Source organism: Mesorhizobium sp. RCAM 05099 (assembly GCF_059683685.1).
In genome coordinates, this window is record NZ_CM185035.1 from 1,873,677 (window position 1) to 1,891,018 (window position 17,342).

Consider the following 17,342-nt stretch of genomic DNA (forward strand, 5'->3'; position numbering starts at 1 on the left):
CCAACATACCGGGCGTATGATCACATCCAACAGGGGAACAGCTCCGCCAGCAAGAGCGGGGTCAACGATGAGGCGTAATCGTGCCGGACAAACCGGATCGGAATGCGATTGAAGTAGTAAACGTCAGCAAAATTTTCGGATCGGGTGAGGGGCAGGTCGCTGCCCTCGACACGGTCTCGGTATCGATCCGCGAGAACGAGTTCTTCACACTGCTGGGACCATCCGGCTGCGGAAAAACGACGTTGTTGCGGCTAATAGCCGGCTTTGATTTTCCGAGTGCCGGCGAAATCCTGCTCTACGGACAAGACATCGCGCCGCTGCCGCCGTTCAAGCGGCCGGTCAACACCGTCTTCCAGTCCTATGCGCTGTTTCCCCACATGACGGTGGCCGACAATATCGGCTTCGGTCTGGAAATGCTGGGCAAGCCGAAGGCGGAGATTGCGGCGCGCGTCGCCCAGATGCTGAAGCTGGTCAAGATGGAAGCGCTGAGCAATCGCCGCACCAGCCAGATCTCCGGCGGCCAGCAGCAGCGAGTGGCGTTGGCCCGGGCGCTCGCACCACAGCCGAAGGTCCTGCTGCTCGACGAGCCGCTCTCCGCACTCGACTACAAGCTGCGCAAGGAAATGCAGATCGAGTTGAAGCGGCTGCAGCACGAAACCGGCATCACCTTCATCTTCGTTACCCACGACCAGGAAGAAGCCCTGACCATGTCGGACCGCATCGCGGTCATGTCGGCCGGCAAGATCCTCCAGGTAGGCTCGCCACGCGACATCTACGACCGCCCGGCCGAGCGGTTCGTCGCCGACTTCATCGGCGAGACCAATTTCCTCAAGGGGACCGTGGTGTCGAAGAAATCCGGTGTCGCCACCGTCAAGCTCGCTTCCGACGCAATCGTGGCGGCAGGGTTCCCGGAAGACTTCGATCCCTCCGATGCGGTGACGGTCGTGGTTCGGCCGGAGCATGCGGATCTGATCGCCGACGCGTCCAAAGGCACGGTCGCCGGAACTTTGGCGAACGTCGTCTATTTCGGCACCGATACCCACTATCACGTGAAGCTTGATAGCGGTGACAACTTCATCGTGCGCCAGCAGAACAGCCGGTCCGGCGCGGTGACGTTCGAACCCGGCGCCAAGGTCGGTATCGTGTTCGAGGACGACGGCGCCCGGATTTTGAGGGACTGATGGCAAACGTTGTTTCCCGGGCTGCGTTGTTCGAAGCCAAAGCGGAGCGGGCCGCGAGCCGCCGCAATCGCCTGCTGGCTACGCCGGCGTTGGTCATCATCGGTATTTTCGGCGTGTTGCCGCTGCTGATTATCCTAGTCTATTCGTTTCTCGAGGCCGCGCCCTATGGTGGCGTCCAGTGGAAGTTTTCGACGGACGCCTATCTTAACTTCCTGTTCCAGCAGGACATTTTCGACGACACGCTGCAGTTTACGCCGGATTTCCTGATCATCTATCTGCGCTCGTTTCTGTTCGCAGTGGTGACGACGGTCATCTGCCTGCTGCTTGGTTTTCCAACCGCCTATTTCATGGCGACGCGGACACCGGCACAGCGCAACTGGTGGGTGCTGCTGATCACCATTCCGTTCTGGTCGAACCTTCTGGTACGTACGCTGGCCATCATGTTCATCATTCGCGACGAAGGCCTCATCAACAATCTTTTGATGGGGCTTGGCGTGATCGAGAAGCCGATCACCATGCTCTACACCAATTTCGCCATCCAACTCGGCCTGCTGTATTCATTCCTGCCATTCATGATCCTGCCGCTCTATGCCAGCCTGGAGAAGCTTGATTTCCGGCTGGTCGAAGCCGCCAACGACCTCTATGCGACACGCCGGCAAGCTCTTTGGCGGGTGATCATTCCGCTGTCGCTGCCGGGCATCATCGCGGGCTGTCTGTTGGTCTTTATTCCCGCCCTCGGCGCCTATGTGACGCCGCTTATCCTTGGCGGCGGCATCCACCTGATGATCGGCGATCTCATCGCCCAGCAGTTCGGTTCCGGGCGCAACTGGCCGCTCGGCTGTGCGCAAGCGCTGATCCTGATGGCTGCTGTGCTGGTCGCGCTCTATTTCTACGTTCGCAACACGTCGGGGAAAGTCCAGCATGGCTGATCCCCGCAACGTCGATATCAAGGACCAGCCGGGCTTCCGCACCATCGCCATCATATGCGTTGGCGTGCTCTATGTGCCGATCCTGATCCTGATGATCTTTTCGTTCAACACCGGTTCGCTCGTCACCCATTGGGAGGGTGTTGGCCTGAGCTGGTACGGGAGCGCGCTGCTCAATGAGGAATTCCACAACGCTGCCAAGAACACGCTGATCATTTCGACGAGCGCGACCGTGATTTCGACCATATGCGCCACGCTGGCGGCGATCGGCATGACGCGGGTGAAACCCTGGCGCGGGCTTCCGGCGGCCTTCATGGTTATCAACCTGCCGCTGATGGTCCCCGAAATCATCACAGCAGTGGCGACCTTGTCCTTCTTTGCCTTGATCGCCGGCGCCTTCGGGCTGAATTTCGGCATTGGCAATCTGATCCTTGCCCACACCGTGTTTTGCATTCCTTTCGCCTATATGCCGATCCGGGCGCGCCTGGAGGACATGGATCTGACGCTCGAATCCGCCGCGGCCGATCTTTATGCCACACCCTGGCATGCCTTCCGGCGCATAACATTGCCGTTGCTTGTCCCCGGCATTCTGTCTGGCGCCGCACTCGCCTTCATCGTGTCTTTCGACGATTTCACCATCACGCAGCTCGTCGCGGGGCCCGGGCAGACGACGCTGCCTCTCTATATCTGGAACCAGATCAGGCGGCCGATGACGCCGGAGATCAATGCCATCTCCACCATCCTGCTCCTGGTCTCGATCCTCTTCGTCTCGGTATCGTTCCTCATCGCGCGCCGACGCGCCAAGTGAATTAATGGGAAGGCAAAGGAGAACAAAATGTCTAGGAAACTGATGGCCGCCGTTTCGACGGCAGCGCTTTTATGGGCAGTGCCTGCGCTCGCCGATGGCGAGTTGCACATCTACAATTGGGGTGACTATACCAATCCCAAGCTGATCGAAAAATTCGAAAAGCAGTACAACGTCAAGGTCACGCTGGACGACTACGACTCCAACGAAACCATGCTGTCGAAAGTGCGCGCCGGCAATTCCGGCTATGACATCGTGGTGCCATCGGACTACACCGTGAAGATCATGGTCGACGAGGGTCTGCTCGAAAAGACCGAGCCCGCCGCGATGCCGAATGGCAAGAACATCGACCCGCGTTTCCTCGACATCTATTGGGACAGCGGCCGCCACTACACCGCGCCATGGCAGTTCGGCACTACGACGTTCGAAGTCAACACCGACAAGTACAAGGGCAACATCGACACGCTGGCGATCCTGTTCAACCCGCCGGACGAGTTGAAGGGCCAGATCAACATGCTCGACGATGTCAACACCGTCATGCATGCAGCGGAGCGCTATGCCGGCGTGCCGCGCTGTGGCGCCGACAAGGCCGACCTGAAGAAAATCAACGACATCCTGACGGCCGCCAAGCCGTCATGGAAGACCTTCAGTTACGACACGATCACCAAGATCACCTCCGGAGACGTCATCGTAACGCAAGCGTGGAACGGCGCGACCTATCGAGCGCGCCAGAAAATCCCGGCAATCAAATATGCTTATCCGAAGGAAGGCATCGAAGGCTGGATGGACAATGTGGCGGTGCTGAAGGGCGCCAAGAACCTCGAAAATGCCAAGCTGTTCCAGGATTTCATCATGGCTCCGGAAAACGCTGCGCTGATCTCGGAATTCGCAGGCTACGACAATGGTATTGCCGGCAGCCACAAGTTCCTGCCGGCTGATTTCGCCGCGTCGCCTGAAATCAACCCCCCGGCCGGTGCCCCGGCGGCGGAGTTCGTTCCGCCCTGTCCGCCGGATGTGGTGGAAATTTACAACAAGATCTGGACCAATTTGCGCAAATAGGTTCGGTCTAAAGTCCAGCGGAAGGGAGGCTTCGGCCTCCCTTCTTTGCGCTTACGGGGAGGGTTCCATGAGATCTTACCGCAATTCCGATCCGCGGCCGCCGATCATGCAGGGCTCGCCGCCCGTCATGGTGCCGCCGAAGCTCGACTGGGATAGGCCGCCCTGGAACCGCTGGGCGTTCCAGCATATCCGCGAAATCCTGCCGACCGCCGAAGTCTGGCGCGGCAATGGCCACCGACACCGTCTCGAACGCGCCGAGGTGGATCTCGACGGGCTGGCGGTCGAGGACGGCGAGGGCAAGCCGACAACGCTCGCCGGGCTGCTCGACGAGACCTACACCGATGGCTTCCTGGTGCTCAAGCACGGCAAGGTCGCCTACGAACGCTATTTCAACGGCATGGGCGAGCGCACGCTGCACCTGTCGCAGTCGATGGCGAAGTCCGTCACCGGCTCGGTGTTTGGCATATTGGTCGGCCGCGGCCTGATCGATCCGGCCAAGCCGGTGACGACCTATCTGCCGGAACTGGCGCAAACAGGCTGGGCCGGCGCCAGCGTCCAGCACGTGCTCGACATGACGAGCGGGGTGCGTTTCTCCGAGGAGTATACCGACCGCTATTCCGACATCGGTCAGGTCGATGTCGCCACCGGGTGGAAGCCGGTGCCGCCGGGCAGCGATCCGGCCTTCCGCTGGCCCTCGCATGTGTTCGAGCTGATCCTGGGCTTGAAGGAAACGGTCCGCCCGCATGGGGCCGCGTTCGAGTACCGCTCGATCGAGACCGATGTGCTCGCCTTCATCATGGAACGGGTGACGGGCAAGCGTCTGCCGCAGCTGGTTTCGGAAGAACTCTGGCAGAAGCTCGGCACTGATGAAAGCGCCTGCTTCACCGTCGACAGCGCCGGCTATGCGGTGGCCGATGGTGGCTTCAACGCAACGCTGCGCGACTATGGCCGCTTTGGCCAGCTGATCCTCGACAATGGCGGCGGCATCGTGCCGGCCGATTGGATCGAGGCGACGCGCAATGGCAGGCACGGACCGGATTTCAGCCCCAGCCTGCCGGAAGGCAGCTATCGCAACCAGTTCTGGATCGAGGATCCGCGCTCGCGCGCGCTGATGTGCCGGGGCGTGTTCGGACAGATGATCCATATCGACTGGAACACCGGAATGGTCGTGGTGAAGCTTTCGACCTATCCGGATTTCAGCAATCTAGCCTATTCCATGGCGACGCTGAAGGCCGTGCACGCCATCGCCGCCGCACTCAGCTAAATCCCAAAAGAAACGACCTGGAAGGAAATGCCATGACCGGCAAGACCGCGTTCGAAATCCGCCATGGCTTCCGCCGCAACGAGGTGCTGCTCGCCAACTGGCGCGAAAACCCGTTCAACCGCTGGTCGTTCCAGAATCTGGGCGAACTGGTGCCGACCGCACGCGTGGCGGCAGCGCCGGGCCTTGTCGAGGCGCCGGTGCGGGATCTGAGTGGCCTGCTTGGCGACAAGGTCACGGTGGCGAGCGCTCCCGAGACGGTGGCCGAGTTCCTCGTACGATCGAGTACCGATGCTCTGACGGTGATGAAGGGTGGCAAGATCGTCGGCGACTGGTTCGCGCCGCACATGGATTTCGGCGCCCGCCACATCATCTTTTCGATCAGCAAGTCGCTGACCGCGATTGTCGCCGGCATACTGGAAGGCGAGGGGGTGTTCGACCCGGAAGCGCCGGTGACGGCCTATATCCCTGAAGCCGCCGGCTCAGCCTATGGCGATGCGAGCGTGCGGCATGTGCTCGACATGAGCGTCAGCCTCGATTTCGAGGAAGCGTACCTGGACCCGGAAAGCGACTTTGCCCGCTATCGCCGCGCCACGCTGTGGAACCCGGGCGGCGGTACGGAAAGCCTGCGCGAATTCATCCTGACGCTGCAGCGGCTGGCCGAGCCGCATGGCCAGACCTTCCGCTATCGCTCGCCCAATTCCGACCTGCTCGGCATCCTGCTCGAGCGGGCGTCCGGCCAGCGCTTCAACGACCTGATGCGCGAGAAGCTGTGGCTGCCGCTCGGCGCCGTCAGCGAAGCCTCGATCGGCGTCGACATGGAAGGCACGGCACGTACCGCCGGCGGCATTTCGGTGACGCCGCGCGATCTGGCCCGTGTCGGCGAAATGATGCGGCAAGGCGGCATGGCCAATGGCCAGCGCATCGTGCCGGAGGCTTGGGTGCGCGACACGACCAGCACCGGCGGCAGTTCCGAAGCCTGGCAGCGCGGCACCATGGCCTTCCTTCTGCCGCAAGGACGCTACCGCAACAAATGGTACCAGACCGGTGGGACAAGCGGTGCCTTCTTCGGCCTTGGCATCCATGGCCAATGGCTCTATGTCGATCCGAAGGCCGAAGTGGTGATCGCCAAGATGTCGTCGCAGCCGGAGCCGGTCGACGATCCGCTCGATGTGGAGATCGTCGCCTTTTTCGAGGCCCTGAGCCGGATGGTCTAAGGTGTGCTGATATTCAGGTGATGCCGGCCTGCAAACGACGGCTTTCTGCGCTTCCGGTGCTCACGGACCTGAATGTCCGCTCCGCTCCGGTTCTCGAAAGCCATCGTTTTCGCCTCGGCCTAACCTGAATCTCAACACACCTTAAGACCGCGCCTGAGCGCCAAGTCAGCCCGTGCTTTCCTGTGGACCGCCGGGCTGACGGAAACGCGGCGGTTGGCGGACTGGAAGTCTGCGCCTATGGTCGCGCTCTTTTCGACGAGAGCAGGAACGACATGGCATCCGACATCAAGCGCATCGCAGCCATCATCGCGGCCGAGATCGCCGCGCGGCCAGAACAGGCGGCCGCGGCGATCGAACTGCTCGACGAGGGCGCGACGGTGCCGTTCGTGGCGCGTTACCGCAAGGAGGTGACCGGCGGGCTGGACGATACGCAACTGCGGCTGCTTTCCGAGCGTCTTGCCTATCTGCGCGAACTCGACGCGCGCCGCGACACCATCCTCGGTTCCATCCGCGAGCAGGGCAAGCTGACCACGGAGCTTGAAGGCAAGATCATCGCCGCCACCACCAAGGCGGAACTGGAAGACATCTATCTGCCTTACAAGCCGAAGCGGCGCACCAAGGCCGAGATTGCCAGGGAGCGTGGGCTGGGGCCACTGGCGGAGGCCATCCTCGCGAACCGTGCATTGGTGCCTGCCGAGCTGGCGCTCGCCTATGTCACCGGGGAGGTGGCCGATGCCAAGGCGGCGCTCGAGGGTGCGCGCGATATCCTGTCGGAACAATTCGCCGAGAATGCCGACCTGGTCGGCAAATTGCGGACCTACATGAAGGAGCGCGCCTTCATGCGCGCCAGGGTGGTCGACGGCAAGCAGGAGGCCGGCGCGAAGTTCTCCGACTATTTCGACCATGTCGAGCGCTGGGCAAATGTGCCGAGCCACCGGGCGCTGGCAATGCTGCGCGGCCGCAACGAGGAAGTGCTGTCGCTCGACATCGAGGTCGATGCCGATGACACCTCGCCGGTGAAGCCGGTCGAGCGGATGATCGCCAATGCCTATGCCATCGGTGGCAGCCTGCCGGGCGATCGCTGGTTGATGGAGGTCGCCGGTTGGACCTGGCGGATCAAACTGTCGTTGCACCTGACGCTCGACCTGATGCGCGACCTGCGCGAGCGGGCCGAGGAGGAAGCGATCCACGTCTTTGCCCGCAACCTCAAGGATCTGCTGTTGGCCGCGCCCGCCGGTTCGCGTGCCACGATGGGCCTGGATCCCGGCATCCGCACCGGCGTCAAGGTGGCTGTGGTGGACGGCACCGGCAAGGTGCTGACAACGACGACGGTCTATCCGTTTCCGCCGAGGAACGATGTGCGCGGCACACAGGCCGAACTGGCGAAGCTCATTCGCTTGCACAAGGTCGAGCTGATTTCGATCGGCAACGGCACCGGCAGCCGCGAGACGGAAAAGCTGGTGGCGGACATGCTGTCCGACATGCCGTCGGATTCAGGGCCGAAGCCGCTCAAGGTGATCGTCAGCGAAGCGGGCGCCTCGGTCTATTCGGCATCGGCGACGGCGGCAGCGGAATTCCCCGGCCTCGACGTGTCGCTGCGCGGCGCGGTGTCGATCGCGCGGCGGCTGCAGGATCCGCTCGCCGAACTGGTCAAGATCGAGCCCAAGTCGATCGGCGTCGGCCAGTACCAGCATGATGTCGACCAGTACCGGCTCGGCCGTTCGCTGGAGGCGGTGGTCGAGGACGCGGTCAACGCGGTCGGCGTCGATCTCAACACCGCTTCGGCGCCGTTGCTGGCGCGGGTTTCGGGTCTCGGCGCGTCGCTGGCCGACGCCATCGTCGCGCATCGCGATGCGACCGGACCCTTCGCCAGCCGGCGCGACCTGTTGAAGGTGCCGCGCCTTGGACCACGCGCGTTCGAACAATCCGCCGGCTTCCTGCGCATTGCCAATGGCAGCGAGCCGCTCGACGCCTCGTCAGTGCATCCGGAGGCCTATGGCGTGGCCAAGAAGATCGTCGCCGCCTGCGGGCGCGATGTGCGCTCGTTGATGGGCGACAGTGCCGCGCTCAAAGCGCTCGACCCGCGTGTCTTCGTCGATGAGCGTTTCGGCCTGCCGACGGTGCGCGACATCCTGGCGGAGCTGGAAAAGCCGGGCCGCGATCCGCGCCCCGGCTTCAAGACGGCGACTTTCGCCGACGGTATCGACGACATCAAGGATCTGAAGCCCGGCATGCTGCTGGAAGGCACGGTCACCAATGTCGCCGCCTTCGGCGCTTTCGTCGATATCGGCGTGCACCAGGACGGACTGGTGCATGTCTCGCAACTCGCCGACCGGTTCATCAAGGACGCGCATGAGGTGGTCAAGGCTGGCGATGTGGTCAAGGTGCGCGTCGTCGAGGTCGACATCAAGCGCAAGCGCATCGCCCTTTCCATGCGCAAGGACGGCGGCGAAGGTGGTGCATCGCGCGGCGGGCCGCGCGACAATGGCGGCGGCAGATCGGCGCCACGTTCGCCGACGCCACAGCGCCAGCCGGAACGCCCGGCCCAGCAAGGTGCGTTCGGTGCGGCGCTTGCCGATGCGCTGAAGCGGAAGTAGCTACCACGCCAGAACGGCCGGCTCCTTCTCAACCTGGCCCAGCAGCCAGTCGCGAAAGCTGGCGACGGGCGGATGGCCGCGCTTGTCGTGCGGGACGACGAGATAATAGGCGCTGCGGCTTTGCATGGGCTGGCCGGGCGCCGGCACCAACTGGCCGCGCTGCAATTCGCCGGCGATGAGGATCAGCGGCAACAGCGCCACGCCGAGCCCCGCCATGCAGGCCTGGGCGGCGGTGCCGAACTGTTCGAACTGCATGCCCGGCCCGGTCGGCGCGCTCAGGCCCTGATGCTCGAACCATTCGGTCCAGGCACCGGGGCGCGTCGCCATGTGCAGCAGCGGCAAGCGGCCGATATCGGCCGGGGTGGCGATGGCGCGGCCAGCGAGGAATTCGGGTGACACCACGGGCGCCACCGTCTCGCGCACCAGCAGCGTCGAGTCGGCCTCCGGCCAGTCGGGCAAGCCATAGTGGATGGCGGCATCCAGCCGTTCGCGAGCGAAGTCGAAGCGGCCAACGCGGGTGACGAAGTTGATGGTGATATCAGGGTTGTTTTCGACGAAATCAGGGATCATCGGCATCAGCCAGCGCGTGCCGAAGGTCGGCAGAATAGCCAAGTTGAGGATGCCACTATGCCGATTGCTCATCAATCCAAGCGCTGCGTCACGCAATTGGCCAAGCGCCGAACGCACCGCCTCGGCATAGATTTCACCCGGTGCCGACAGCCTGACATTGCGGCTGTCGCGCTCGAACAGCCGGCGGCCGAATTGATCCTCCAGCAATCTTATCTGCCGACTGACCGCGCCCTGGGTCAGGTCCAGTTCCTGAGCAGCGGCGGTGAAGCTGCCAAGACGGGCCACCGCCTCGAAGGCTGCGAGGGCGCTGATGTTGGGCAAAAGGCGACGTTGGACACTCATCATCCATTACTAACGCTCATTGATCGGTGAAGCAATTTCGTTTGATTTTTTCCGGCCGCGGGCCGATAAGCCGGGCCAAGATTTTGCTTCACGCATGTCGTTGTTCCCAAAGCCACTAAGCACTTTGGTCGGCATGCACGAGTCTGGGAGAACGCCATGGCCGCCGACAAGAATGCATTCGTCTGGGAAGACCCGTTCCTGATCGAGGACCAGCTTTCGGAAGACGAGCGCATGGTGCGCGACGGTGCGGCGGCTTTCGCCGCCGACAAGCTGGCGCCCAGGATCGAGGACGCCTATCTCAATGAAAAGACCGATGCCGGCATCTTTCGCGAGATGGGCGAGGCCGGCCTGCTCGGCATCACCATCCCGGAAGAGTATGGCGGTCTCGGCGCCAACTACGTGACTTACGGGCTGGTGGCGCGCGAGGTCGAGCGCGTCGATTCCGGCTACCGCTCGATGATGAGCGTGCAGTCGTCGCTGGTGATGTATCCGATCCATGCCTATGGCTCCGAAGAGCAGCGCAAGAAGTACCTGCCCAAGCTCGCCAGCGGTGAGTGGATCGGCTGCTTTGGCCTGACCGAGCCGGATGCAGGCTCGGACCCAGGCGGCATGAAGACGCGCGCCGAGAAGACGGCGAACGGCTACAAGCTCAGCGGCTCCAAGATGTGGATTTCCAACGCGCCGATCGCCGACGTGTTCGTCGTCTGGGCGAAGTTGAAGGGCGAGAACGGCAAGGACGAGATACGCGGCTTCGTGCTGGAAAAGGGCATGAAGGGGCTTTCGGCGCCGAAGATCGGCGGCAAGCTGTCGCTGCGGGCGTCGATCACCGGCGAAGTGGTGATGGAAGGCGTCGAAGTCGGCGAGGATGCGCTGCTGCCCAACGCCAAGGGCCTTGGCGGCCCGTTCGGCTGCCTCAACCGGGCCCGCTACGGCATCTCCTGGGGCTCGATGGGAGCCGCGGAAGATTGCTGGCACCGCGCCCGCCAGTACGGCCTCGACCGCAAGCAGTTCGGCAAGCCGCTGGCCGGCACGCAGCTTTACCAGAAGAAGCTCGCCGACATGCAGACCGAGATTGCCTTGGCGCTGCAGGCGTCGCTGCGGGTCGGGCGGCTGATGGACGAAGGCAAAATGGCGCCGGAAATGATCTCGATCGTCAAGCGCAACAATTGCGGCAAGGCGCTCGACATCGCCCGCCAGGCCCGTGACATGCATGGCGGCAACGGCATCCAGATCGGCTACCACGTGATGCGCCACGCGCAAAACCTGGAGACGGTCAACACCTATGAGGGCACGCACGACGTGCATGCGCTGATCCTCGGCAGGGCGCAGACTGGCATCCAGGCGTTCTTCTAAGCTGTGTCGATATTCAGGTGATGCCGGCCTGCAAACGGCGGTTTCCTGCGCTCCCGGTGCTCACATACGAAAAGTACGCTCCGCTCCGGTTCTCGGTATCAACCATTTTCGACAGGGCCTGACCTGAATCTCAACACGCCTTAAGCCGGCTTCGGCCGCTTAAATTAGGTGCACCGCAACATCTCTGCTTGGAGAATGGCCGGCAGATGTGTCAGGGTTCGGCGATCGAAACGCCGACTTCCGGGGCATCATGGCAATTCTGGCAGCCGTCTACCACCTGACCCACTACAAATATGACCGGCCGGTGGTTCTCGGCCCTCAAATCATCAGGCTGCAGCCGGCGCCGCACTCCCGCACCAAAGTGTTGAGCCATTCGCTCAAGGTCGAGCCGGCCAACCACTTCGTCAACCTGCAGCAGGACCCCTACGGCAACTTCCTCGCCCGCTTCGTCTTCCCCGAGCCGGTGACGGAGCTGAAGATCGAGGTCGACCTCGTCGCCGACATGACGGTCTACAATCCGTTCGATTTCTTCGTCGAACCGTCGGCCGAGACATTTCCGTTCGAATACCCGGAAGAGATACGCGACGATCTCACCATCTACCGCACACCCGAACCGGCGGGACCGCTGCTCTCGGCATTCCTGAAAACCATCGATACCAGCCCGAAGAACACGGTCAATTTCCTCGTTGACCTCAATGCCCGGCTGCAGCGCGAGATCGCCTATATCGTGCGCATGGAGACCGGCGTGTTCTCGCCGGAGGAAACGCTGGCCGCCACCAAGGGATCATGCCGCGATTCGAGCTGGCTGCTGGTGCAGATCCTGCGCAATCTCGGCATCGCCGCGCGCTTCGTCTCCGGCTACCTGATCCAGCTCAAGCCCGATCTCGTCGCGCTCGATGGACCACCGGGAACCGCCGTCGACTTCACCGATCTGCATGCCTGGTGCGAGGTCTATCTTCCCGGCGCCGGCTGGATCGGCTTCGACCCGACCTCCGGCCTGCTCACCGGCGAAAGCCATGTGCCGCTCGCCGCCACGCCGCATTTCCGCAATGCGGCCCCCATTTCCGGCATGGCGAGCTTCGCCAACGTGGAGTTCGGCTTCGAGATGCGGGTCGACCGCATCGCCGAGCATCCGCGCATCACCAAGCCGTTCTCGGACGAAAGCTGGCAGGCGCTCGATGCGCTCGGCAACAAGGTCGATGCGGCACTTGCGGCCGGGGACGTGAGGCTGACGATGGGCGGCGAGCCGACCTTCGTGTCTATCGATGACTTCGAGTCTGCCGAATGGAACACCGCCGCCGTCGGTCCGACCAAGCGCGAAAAGGCCGACGCGCTGATCCGCAAACTGCGCGAACGGTTCGCGCCCGGCGGCTTCCTGCATTACGGCCAGGGCAAATGGTATCCCGGCGAGAGCCTGCCGCGCTGGACCTTCTCGCTTTACTGGCGCGCCGACGGCGAGCCGGTATGGAGCGATCCGTCGCTTATCGCGCGCGAAAAGAGCGAGGCCGATATCGGGCCGAAGCAGGCCGAGAACCTGCTCACCGCGATCGCCGGCGAACTCGGCATCGACAAGACCATGGTCAGCGAAGCCTATGAGGACCCGGCCGAGTGGTTGCTCAAGGAAGGCAAGCTGCCTGATAATGTCGATCCATCCAATTCCAAGCTGGAAGACCCGGAAGAGCGCAGCCGCATGGCGAAAGTGTTCGAGCGCGGGCTGACCAAGCCGTCGGGCTATGTGCTGCCGGTGCAGCGCTGGAACAGCCAGGCGTCGGGACCGCGCTGGCGCTCGGAAAAATGGAAGACGCGGCGCGGCCGGCTGTTCCTGGTGCCCGGCGATTCACCGGTCGGGTACCGCTTACCGCTCGGCACGCTGCCCTATGTGCCGCCGGCGCAGTTCCCCTATATCGTGCCGGTCGATCCCTCGCTGCCGCGCGGGCCGCTGCCGGCACGCGAGGCTATTTTGCCCACCGCTGCTCCGGCAGAGCTGGAAGGCGCCGATGAAATGGCGCACCGCCAGCAGGCGGCGTCGTTCACGCCGGCGACCGGCCAGCAGGACCGGGTCGAGCAGGAGATCACCGAGATCGGCGGCGCGGTGCGCACCGCGCTTTCGGTTGAACCGCGCGACGGGCGGCTTTGCGTGTTCATGCCGCCGGTCGAGGCGCTGGAGGACTATCTGGAGCTGGTCGCGGCGGCCGAAAACGCGGCAAAGGCGATCGGCCTGCCCGTGCATATCGAGGGCTATGGACCGCCGCACGATCCGCGCCTCAACGTCATCCGCGTCGCCCCCGACCCCGGCGTCATCGAGGTCAACATCCATCCGGCTTCCAACTGGCAGGACTGCGTGGCTACGACGACGGCGATCTACGAGGAGGCGCGGCTGACGCGGCTTGGCGCCGACAAGTTCATGATCGACGGCCGCCACACCGGCACCGGCGGCGGCAACCATGTCGTGGTCGGCGGCGCGACGCCCAATGACAGCCCGTTCCTGCGCCGGCCCGATCTGTTGAAGAGCCTGGTGCTGCAATGGCAGCGGCATCCGTCGCTGTCCTACCTGTTCTCGGGCCTGTTCATCGGCCCGACCAGCCGGGCGCCGCGCTTCGACGAAGCCCGTCACGATTCGCTCTACGAGCTCGAGATCGCCATGGCGCAGGTGCCGCATCCGGACAAGGGCGCGGCACCCTTGCCGTGGCTGGTCGACCGGCTGTTCCGCAACCTGTTGACCGACGTCACCGGCAACACGCACCGCTCGGAAATCTGCATCGACAAACTGTTCTCGCCGGATGGCCCGACCGGCCGGCTCGGCCTGGTCGAATTCCGCGGCTTCGAGATGCCGCCCAATGCGCGCATGTCGCTGGCGCAGCAGCTTCTGGTCCGCGCCATCATTGCCCGCGCATGGAAGACCCCGCTCGACGGCCGCTTCGTGCGCTGGGGCACGTCGCTGCACGATCGTTTCATGCTGCCGCATTATGTCTGGGCCGATTTTCTCGACGTGCTCGACGATCTCAAGCTCAACGGCTTCGAGTTCCGTCCCGAATGGTTCGACGCCCAGCTCGAGTTCCGCTTCCCGTATTGCGGCGAGGTGCAGCATGCCGGCATCAAGCTGGAGCTGCGGCAGGCGCTGGAGCCGTGGCATGTCATGGGCGAGCAAGGCGCCATCGGCGGCACCGTGCGTTTCGTCGATTCCTCGGTCGAACGGCTGCAGGTCAAGACCGAAGGCCTCAATCCGGAACGCCATGCCATCGTCTGCAACGGCCGCATCGTGCCGATGAAGGTCACCGACAACCGCGAGGTGGCGGTGGCCGGTGTGCGCTTCAAGGCCTGGCAGCCAGCTTCGGGCCTGCATCCGGCGCTGCCGGTCAACACGCCGCTGGTCTTCGACATCTATGACCGCTGGTCGGGCCGTGCGGTCGGTGGCTGCGTCTACCATGTCGCGCACCCCGGCGGGCGCAACTACGACACCTTCCCGGTCAACGGCAACGAGGCGGAGGCACGGCGGCTCGCCCGCTTCGAACCGCGCGGCCACACGCCGTCCGGCTATGTGCTGCGCGAGGAACAACCGGCGGAAGATTTCCCGATGACCCTTGACCTTCGGCGGCCGGCAAGACTCTGATCAGCGATGGCAAAGGGGAATCACAAGAGGGTACGCGGCAAGCCGCAGATCCACAGCCTGCTGGAACACTACCAGCCGATCGACGGCGTCGTCGACGAGATGGTCGATGCTTCAGGCAACCCCCGTCCGGTATGGAAGGACTTCATCGAGGCGCTCGACGAACTGGGGCCTGAAACGCTCGGCCAGCGCTTCGCCCGCGCCGATCAGTATCTGCGCGACGCCGGTGTCTATTACCGTGTCTACGACAAGGCCGGCGCCAATGAGCGCGAATGGCCGCTGGCGCATGTGCCGCTGCTTATCGAGGACAAGGAATGGGCCGACATCAGTGCCGGCCTCGTGCAGCGCGCCGAGCTGTTCGAGGAAACCATCGCCGATATTTACGGGCCGAACCGGCTTGTCGAAAAAGGCATCCTGCCGGCTGGGTTGATCGCCGCCAGTCCGGAATTTTTGCGTCCCGTTGTCGGCACCGTGCCGGCCAGCGGCCATTTCCTGCATTTCTGCGCCTTCGAACTCGGCCGCGGGCCCGACGGCCAGTGGTGGGTGCTTGGCGACCGCACCCAGGCGCCGTCCGGCGCCGGCTTTGCGCTCGAGAACCGCGTCGCCACCACGCGCGCGCTGTCCGATATCTATGGCGAGATGCATGTGCATCGTCTTGCCGGCTTCTTCCGCCGCTTTCGCGACGCGCTGATCGGCATGGCCGAGGAGACCGGCGGCCGGGTCGCCATCCTGACGCCGGGGCCGCTCAACGAGACCTACTACGAACACGCCTATATCGCCCGCTATCTCGGCATCATGCTGCTCGAAGGCGAGGACCTGACTGTTTCCGGCGGCAAGCTGATGGTGCGCACGGTTTCCGGCCTGATGCCGATCAGCGTGTTGTGGCGGCGGCTCGATGCTGCCTTCGCCGATCCGCTCGAACTGCGCCCGGATTCGCAGATCGGCACGCCGGGGCTGGTCGAGGCGATCCGCCATGGCGCGGTTGCCACCGTCAACGCGCTGGGCTCGGGTCTGATGGAAACGCGGGCGCTGCTCGCCTTCCTGCCCAAGATTTCACGCGCCTTGCGGGGCGAGGAGCTTCTCTTGCCAAGCGTCGCCACGTGGTGGTGTGGCCAGGAGACGGAGCGCGCACATGTGCTGGCCAATATCGACCGCATGGTGATTGGCCCGGCGCTGTCGACCCGGCTTGCCTTCGAGGATGACGATTCGACCAAGCTCGGCTCGGCGCTGTCCGCCGGCGAGCGGGCGGAGTTGGTGGCGCGCATCGAACGCGGCGGCGGTGACTTCGTCGGCCAGGAAGCGGTGACGCTTTCAACGACACCCGTTTTTGTTGGCGGCTGGCTGGAGCCGCGGCCGGCGAGCCTGCGCGTCTATCTGGCACGAACCCCTGAGGGCTGGACGGTGATGCCGGGCGGCTTTGCCCGCGTCGGTCTGTCGCTCGATCCGACGGCGATCGCCATGCAGCGCGGCGGCCAGGCGGCGGATGTCTGGGTGGTTAGCGACAGGCCGGTGGAGCGCGAGACGCTGCTGCCGCAAGAGAGCGACAGCTTCACCCGCACCAGGCCGGGCAGCCTGCCCAGCCGGGCGGCGGAAAACCTGACCTGGCTCGGCCGCTACATCGAGCGCTCCGAAGACACGGTGCGCATCCTGCGCGCCTACCATGTGCGGCTGGCCGAAACGTCCGATCCCGACATGCCGCTGCTCGCCGACATCAGGGATTATCTCGAGCCCTTCGGCATCGATGTCGAGACGGCGATCCCACCAGGGCTGATCGGCACGCTCGATAGCGCCGTCTACAGTGCCGGGCAGATCCGCGACCGCTTCTCGCCCGATGGCTGGCTGGCGCTCAAGGACCTGTCCAAGACCATCCATCAGTTCGCGACGACGGTGGCGCCGGGTGACGATGCGACAAGGGCGATGACGGTGATCCTGCGCAAGCTCGCCGGTTTCTCCGGCCTGCTGCACGAGAACATGTACCGCTTCGCCGGCTGGCGTTTCCTCGAGATCGGCCGGCGGCTGGAGCGCGGCATCCAGATCGCCCGCACGCTGTCCCGGCTGACCAGCGCCAAGGCGCCGGATGGCGCGCTCGACATGATGCTGGAGATCGGCGACAGCGTGATGACCCACCGCCGGCAGTATCCGGTGCAGACCGGCCGGCGCACGGTGATCGATCTTCTGGCGCTCGACCCACTCAATCCGCGTTCCATCCTGTTCCAGCTCGAAAGGCTGAAGGCCGAAATCGGCCTTTTGCCGTCTGTTGGCGGCGAGGGGCATATGTCGCCGGCGGCCAAGGAAATCCTGCAGCTCAACACGCAGATCGCCATCAAGGAGCCTTCGGACATGACGGCAAAGGCCCTGGACGATCTCGCCTATGAAATCGGCGGCCTCTACAACAGCCTCGCCAAGGCCTACTTCGGATAGCGC

11 protein-coding genes are annotated in these 17,342 nt (G+C 63.8%); 10 read left to right on the forward strand and 1 reads right to left on the reverse strand.

Annotated elements, in window-relative coordinates; all coding sequences use genetic code 11:
• Window positions 1–80: 80 nt before the first annotated feature.
• The 7 genes from AC56QQ_RS09235 (at window position 81) to AC56QQ_RS09265 (ending at window position 9,046) form a co-directional block, all read left to right on the forward strand.
• The gene (locus AC56QQ_RS09235) at window positions 81–1,181 is read left to right on the forward strand and encodes an ABC transporter ATP-binding protein (protein ID WP_497126569.1); all 1,101 of its coding nucleotides are present in this window, start codon (window positions 81–83) and stop codon (window positions 1,179–1,181) included.
• Complete coding sequence (locus tag AC56QQ_RS09240) at window positions 1,181–2,110, forward strand: ABC transporter permease (RefSeq protein WP_091577742.1); 930 nt, start codon at window positions 1,181–1,183, stop codon at window positions 2,108–2,110. Before AC56QQ_RS09235 ends, AC56QQ_RS09240 begins: the two co-directional genes overlap by 1 nt.
• A complete protein-coding gene (locus AC56QQ_RS09245) occupies window positions 2,103–2,915 on the forward strand; it encodes an ABC transporter permease (protein ID WP_497126571.1) in 813 nt (270 codons plus the stop codon). The genes AC56QQ_RS09240 and AC56QQ_RS09245 overlap by 8 nt, the downstream gene beginning before the upstream one ends.
• A gap of 27 nt (window positions 2,916–2,942) precedes the next feature.
• A complete protein-coding gene (locus AC56QQ_RS09250) occupies window positions 2,943–3,971 on the forward strand; it encodes an extracellular solute-binding protein (RefSeq protein WP_497126573.1) in 1,029 nt (342 codons plus the stop codon).
• 67 nt (window positions 3,972–4,038) lie between these two features.
• A complete protein-coding gene (locus AC56QQ_RS09255; RefSeq protein WP_497126575.1) occupies window positions 4,039–5,235 on the forward strand; it encodes a serine hydrolase domain-containing protein in 1,197 nt (398 codons plus the stop codon).
• 32 nt (window positions 5,236–5,267) lie between these two features.
• Entirely contained in the window at window positions 5,268–6,449 is a 1,182-nt protein-coding gene (locus AC56QQ_RS09260; RefSeq protein WP_497126577.1) for a serine hydrolase domain-containing protein, read from the forward strand.
• Window positions 6,450–6,721: 272 nt separating this feature from the next.
• Complete coding sequence (locus tag AC56QQ_RS09265; RefSeq protein WP_497126579.1) at window positions 6,722–9,046, forward strand: Tex family protein; 2,325 nt, start codon at window positions 6,722–6,724, stop codon at window positions 9,044–9,046.
• Here the strand turns inward: AC56QQ_RS09265 and AC56QQ_RS09270 are convergent, their stop codons facing one another.
• Window positions 9,047–9,958 carry a LysR family transcriptional regulator gene (locus AC56QQ_RS09270; protein WP_256751564.1) on the reverse strand — a complete coding sequence of 304 codons (912 nt, stop codon included), beginning with the start codon at window positions 9,956–9,958 and terminating at the stop codon, window positions 9,047–9,049.
• 156 nt (window positions 9,959–10,114) lie between these two features.
• Between AC56QQ_RS09270 and AC56QQ_RS09275 the strand changes: the two genes are divergently transcribed.
• The 3 genes from AC56QQ_RS09275 (at window position 10,115) to AC56QQ_RS09285 (ending at window position 17,339) form a co-directional block, all read left to right on the forward strand.
• Window positions 10,115–11,311 (forward strand): acyl-CoA dehydrogenase, encoded by a 1,197-nt coding sequence (locus AC56QQ_RS09275; RefSeq protein ID WP_497126581.1) that lies wholly within the window; start codon window positions 10,115–10,117, stop codon window positions 11,309–11,311.
• Between the two features lie 250 nt (window positions 11,312–11,561).
• A complete protein-coding gene (locus AC56QQ_RS09280) occupies window positions 11,562–14,921 on the forward strand; it encodes a transglutaminase family protein (RefSeq protein WP_497126583.1) in 3,360 nt (1,119 codons plus the stop codon).
• A gap of 6 nt (window positions 14,922–14,927) precedes the next feature.
• Window positions 14,928–17,339, forward strand: a complete 2,412-nt coding sequence (locus tag AC56QQ_RS09285; protein ID WP_497126585.1) for a circularly permuted type 2 ATP-grasp protein — start codon at window positions 14,928–14,930, stop codon at window positions 17,337–17,339.
• Window positions 17,340–17,342: the final 3 nt, after the last annotated feature.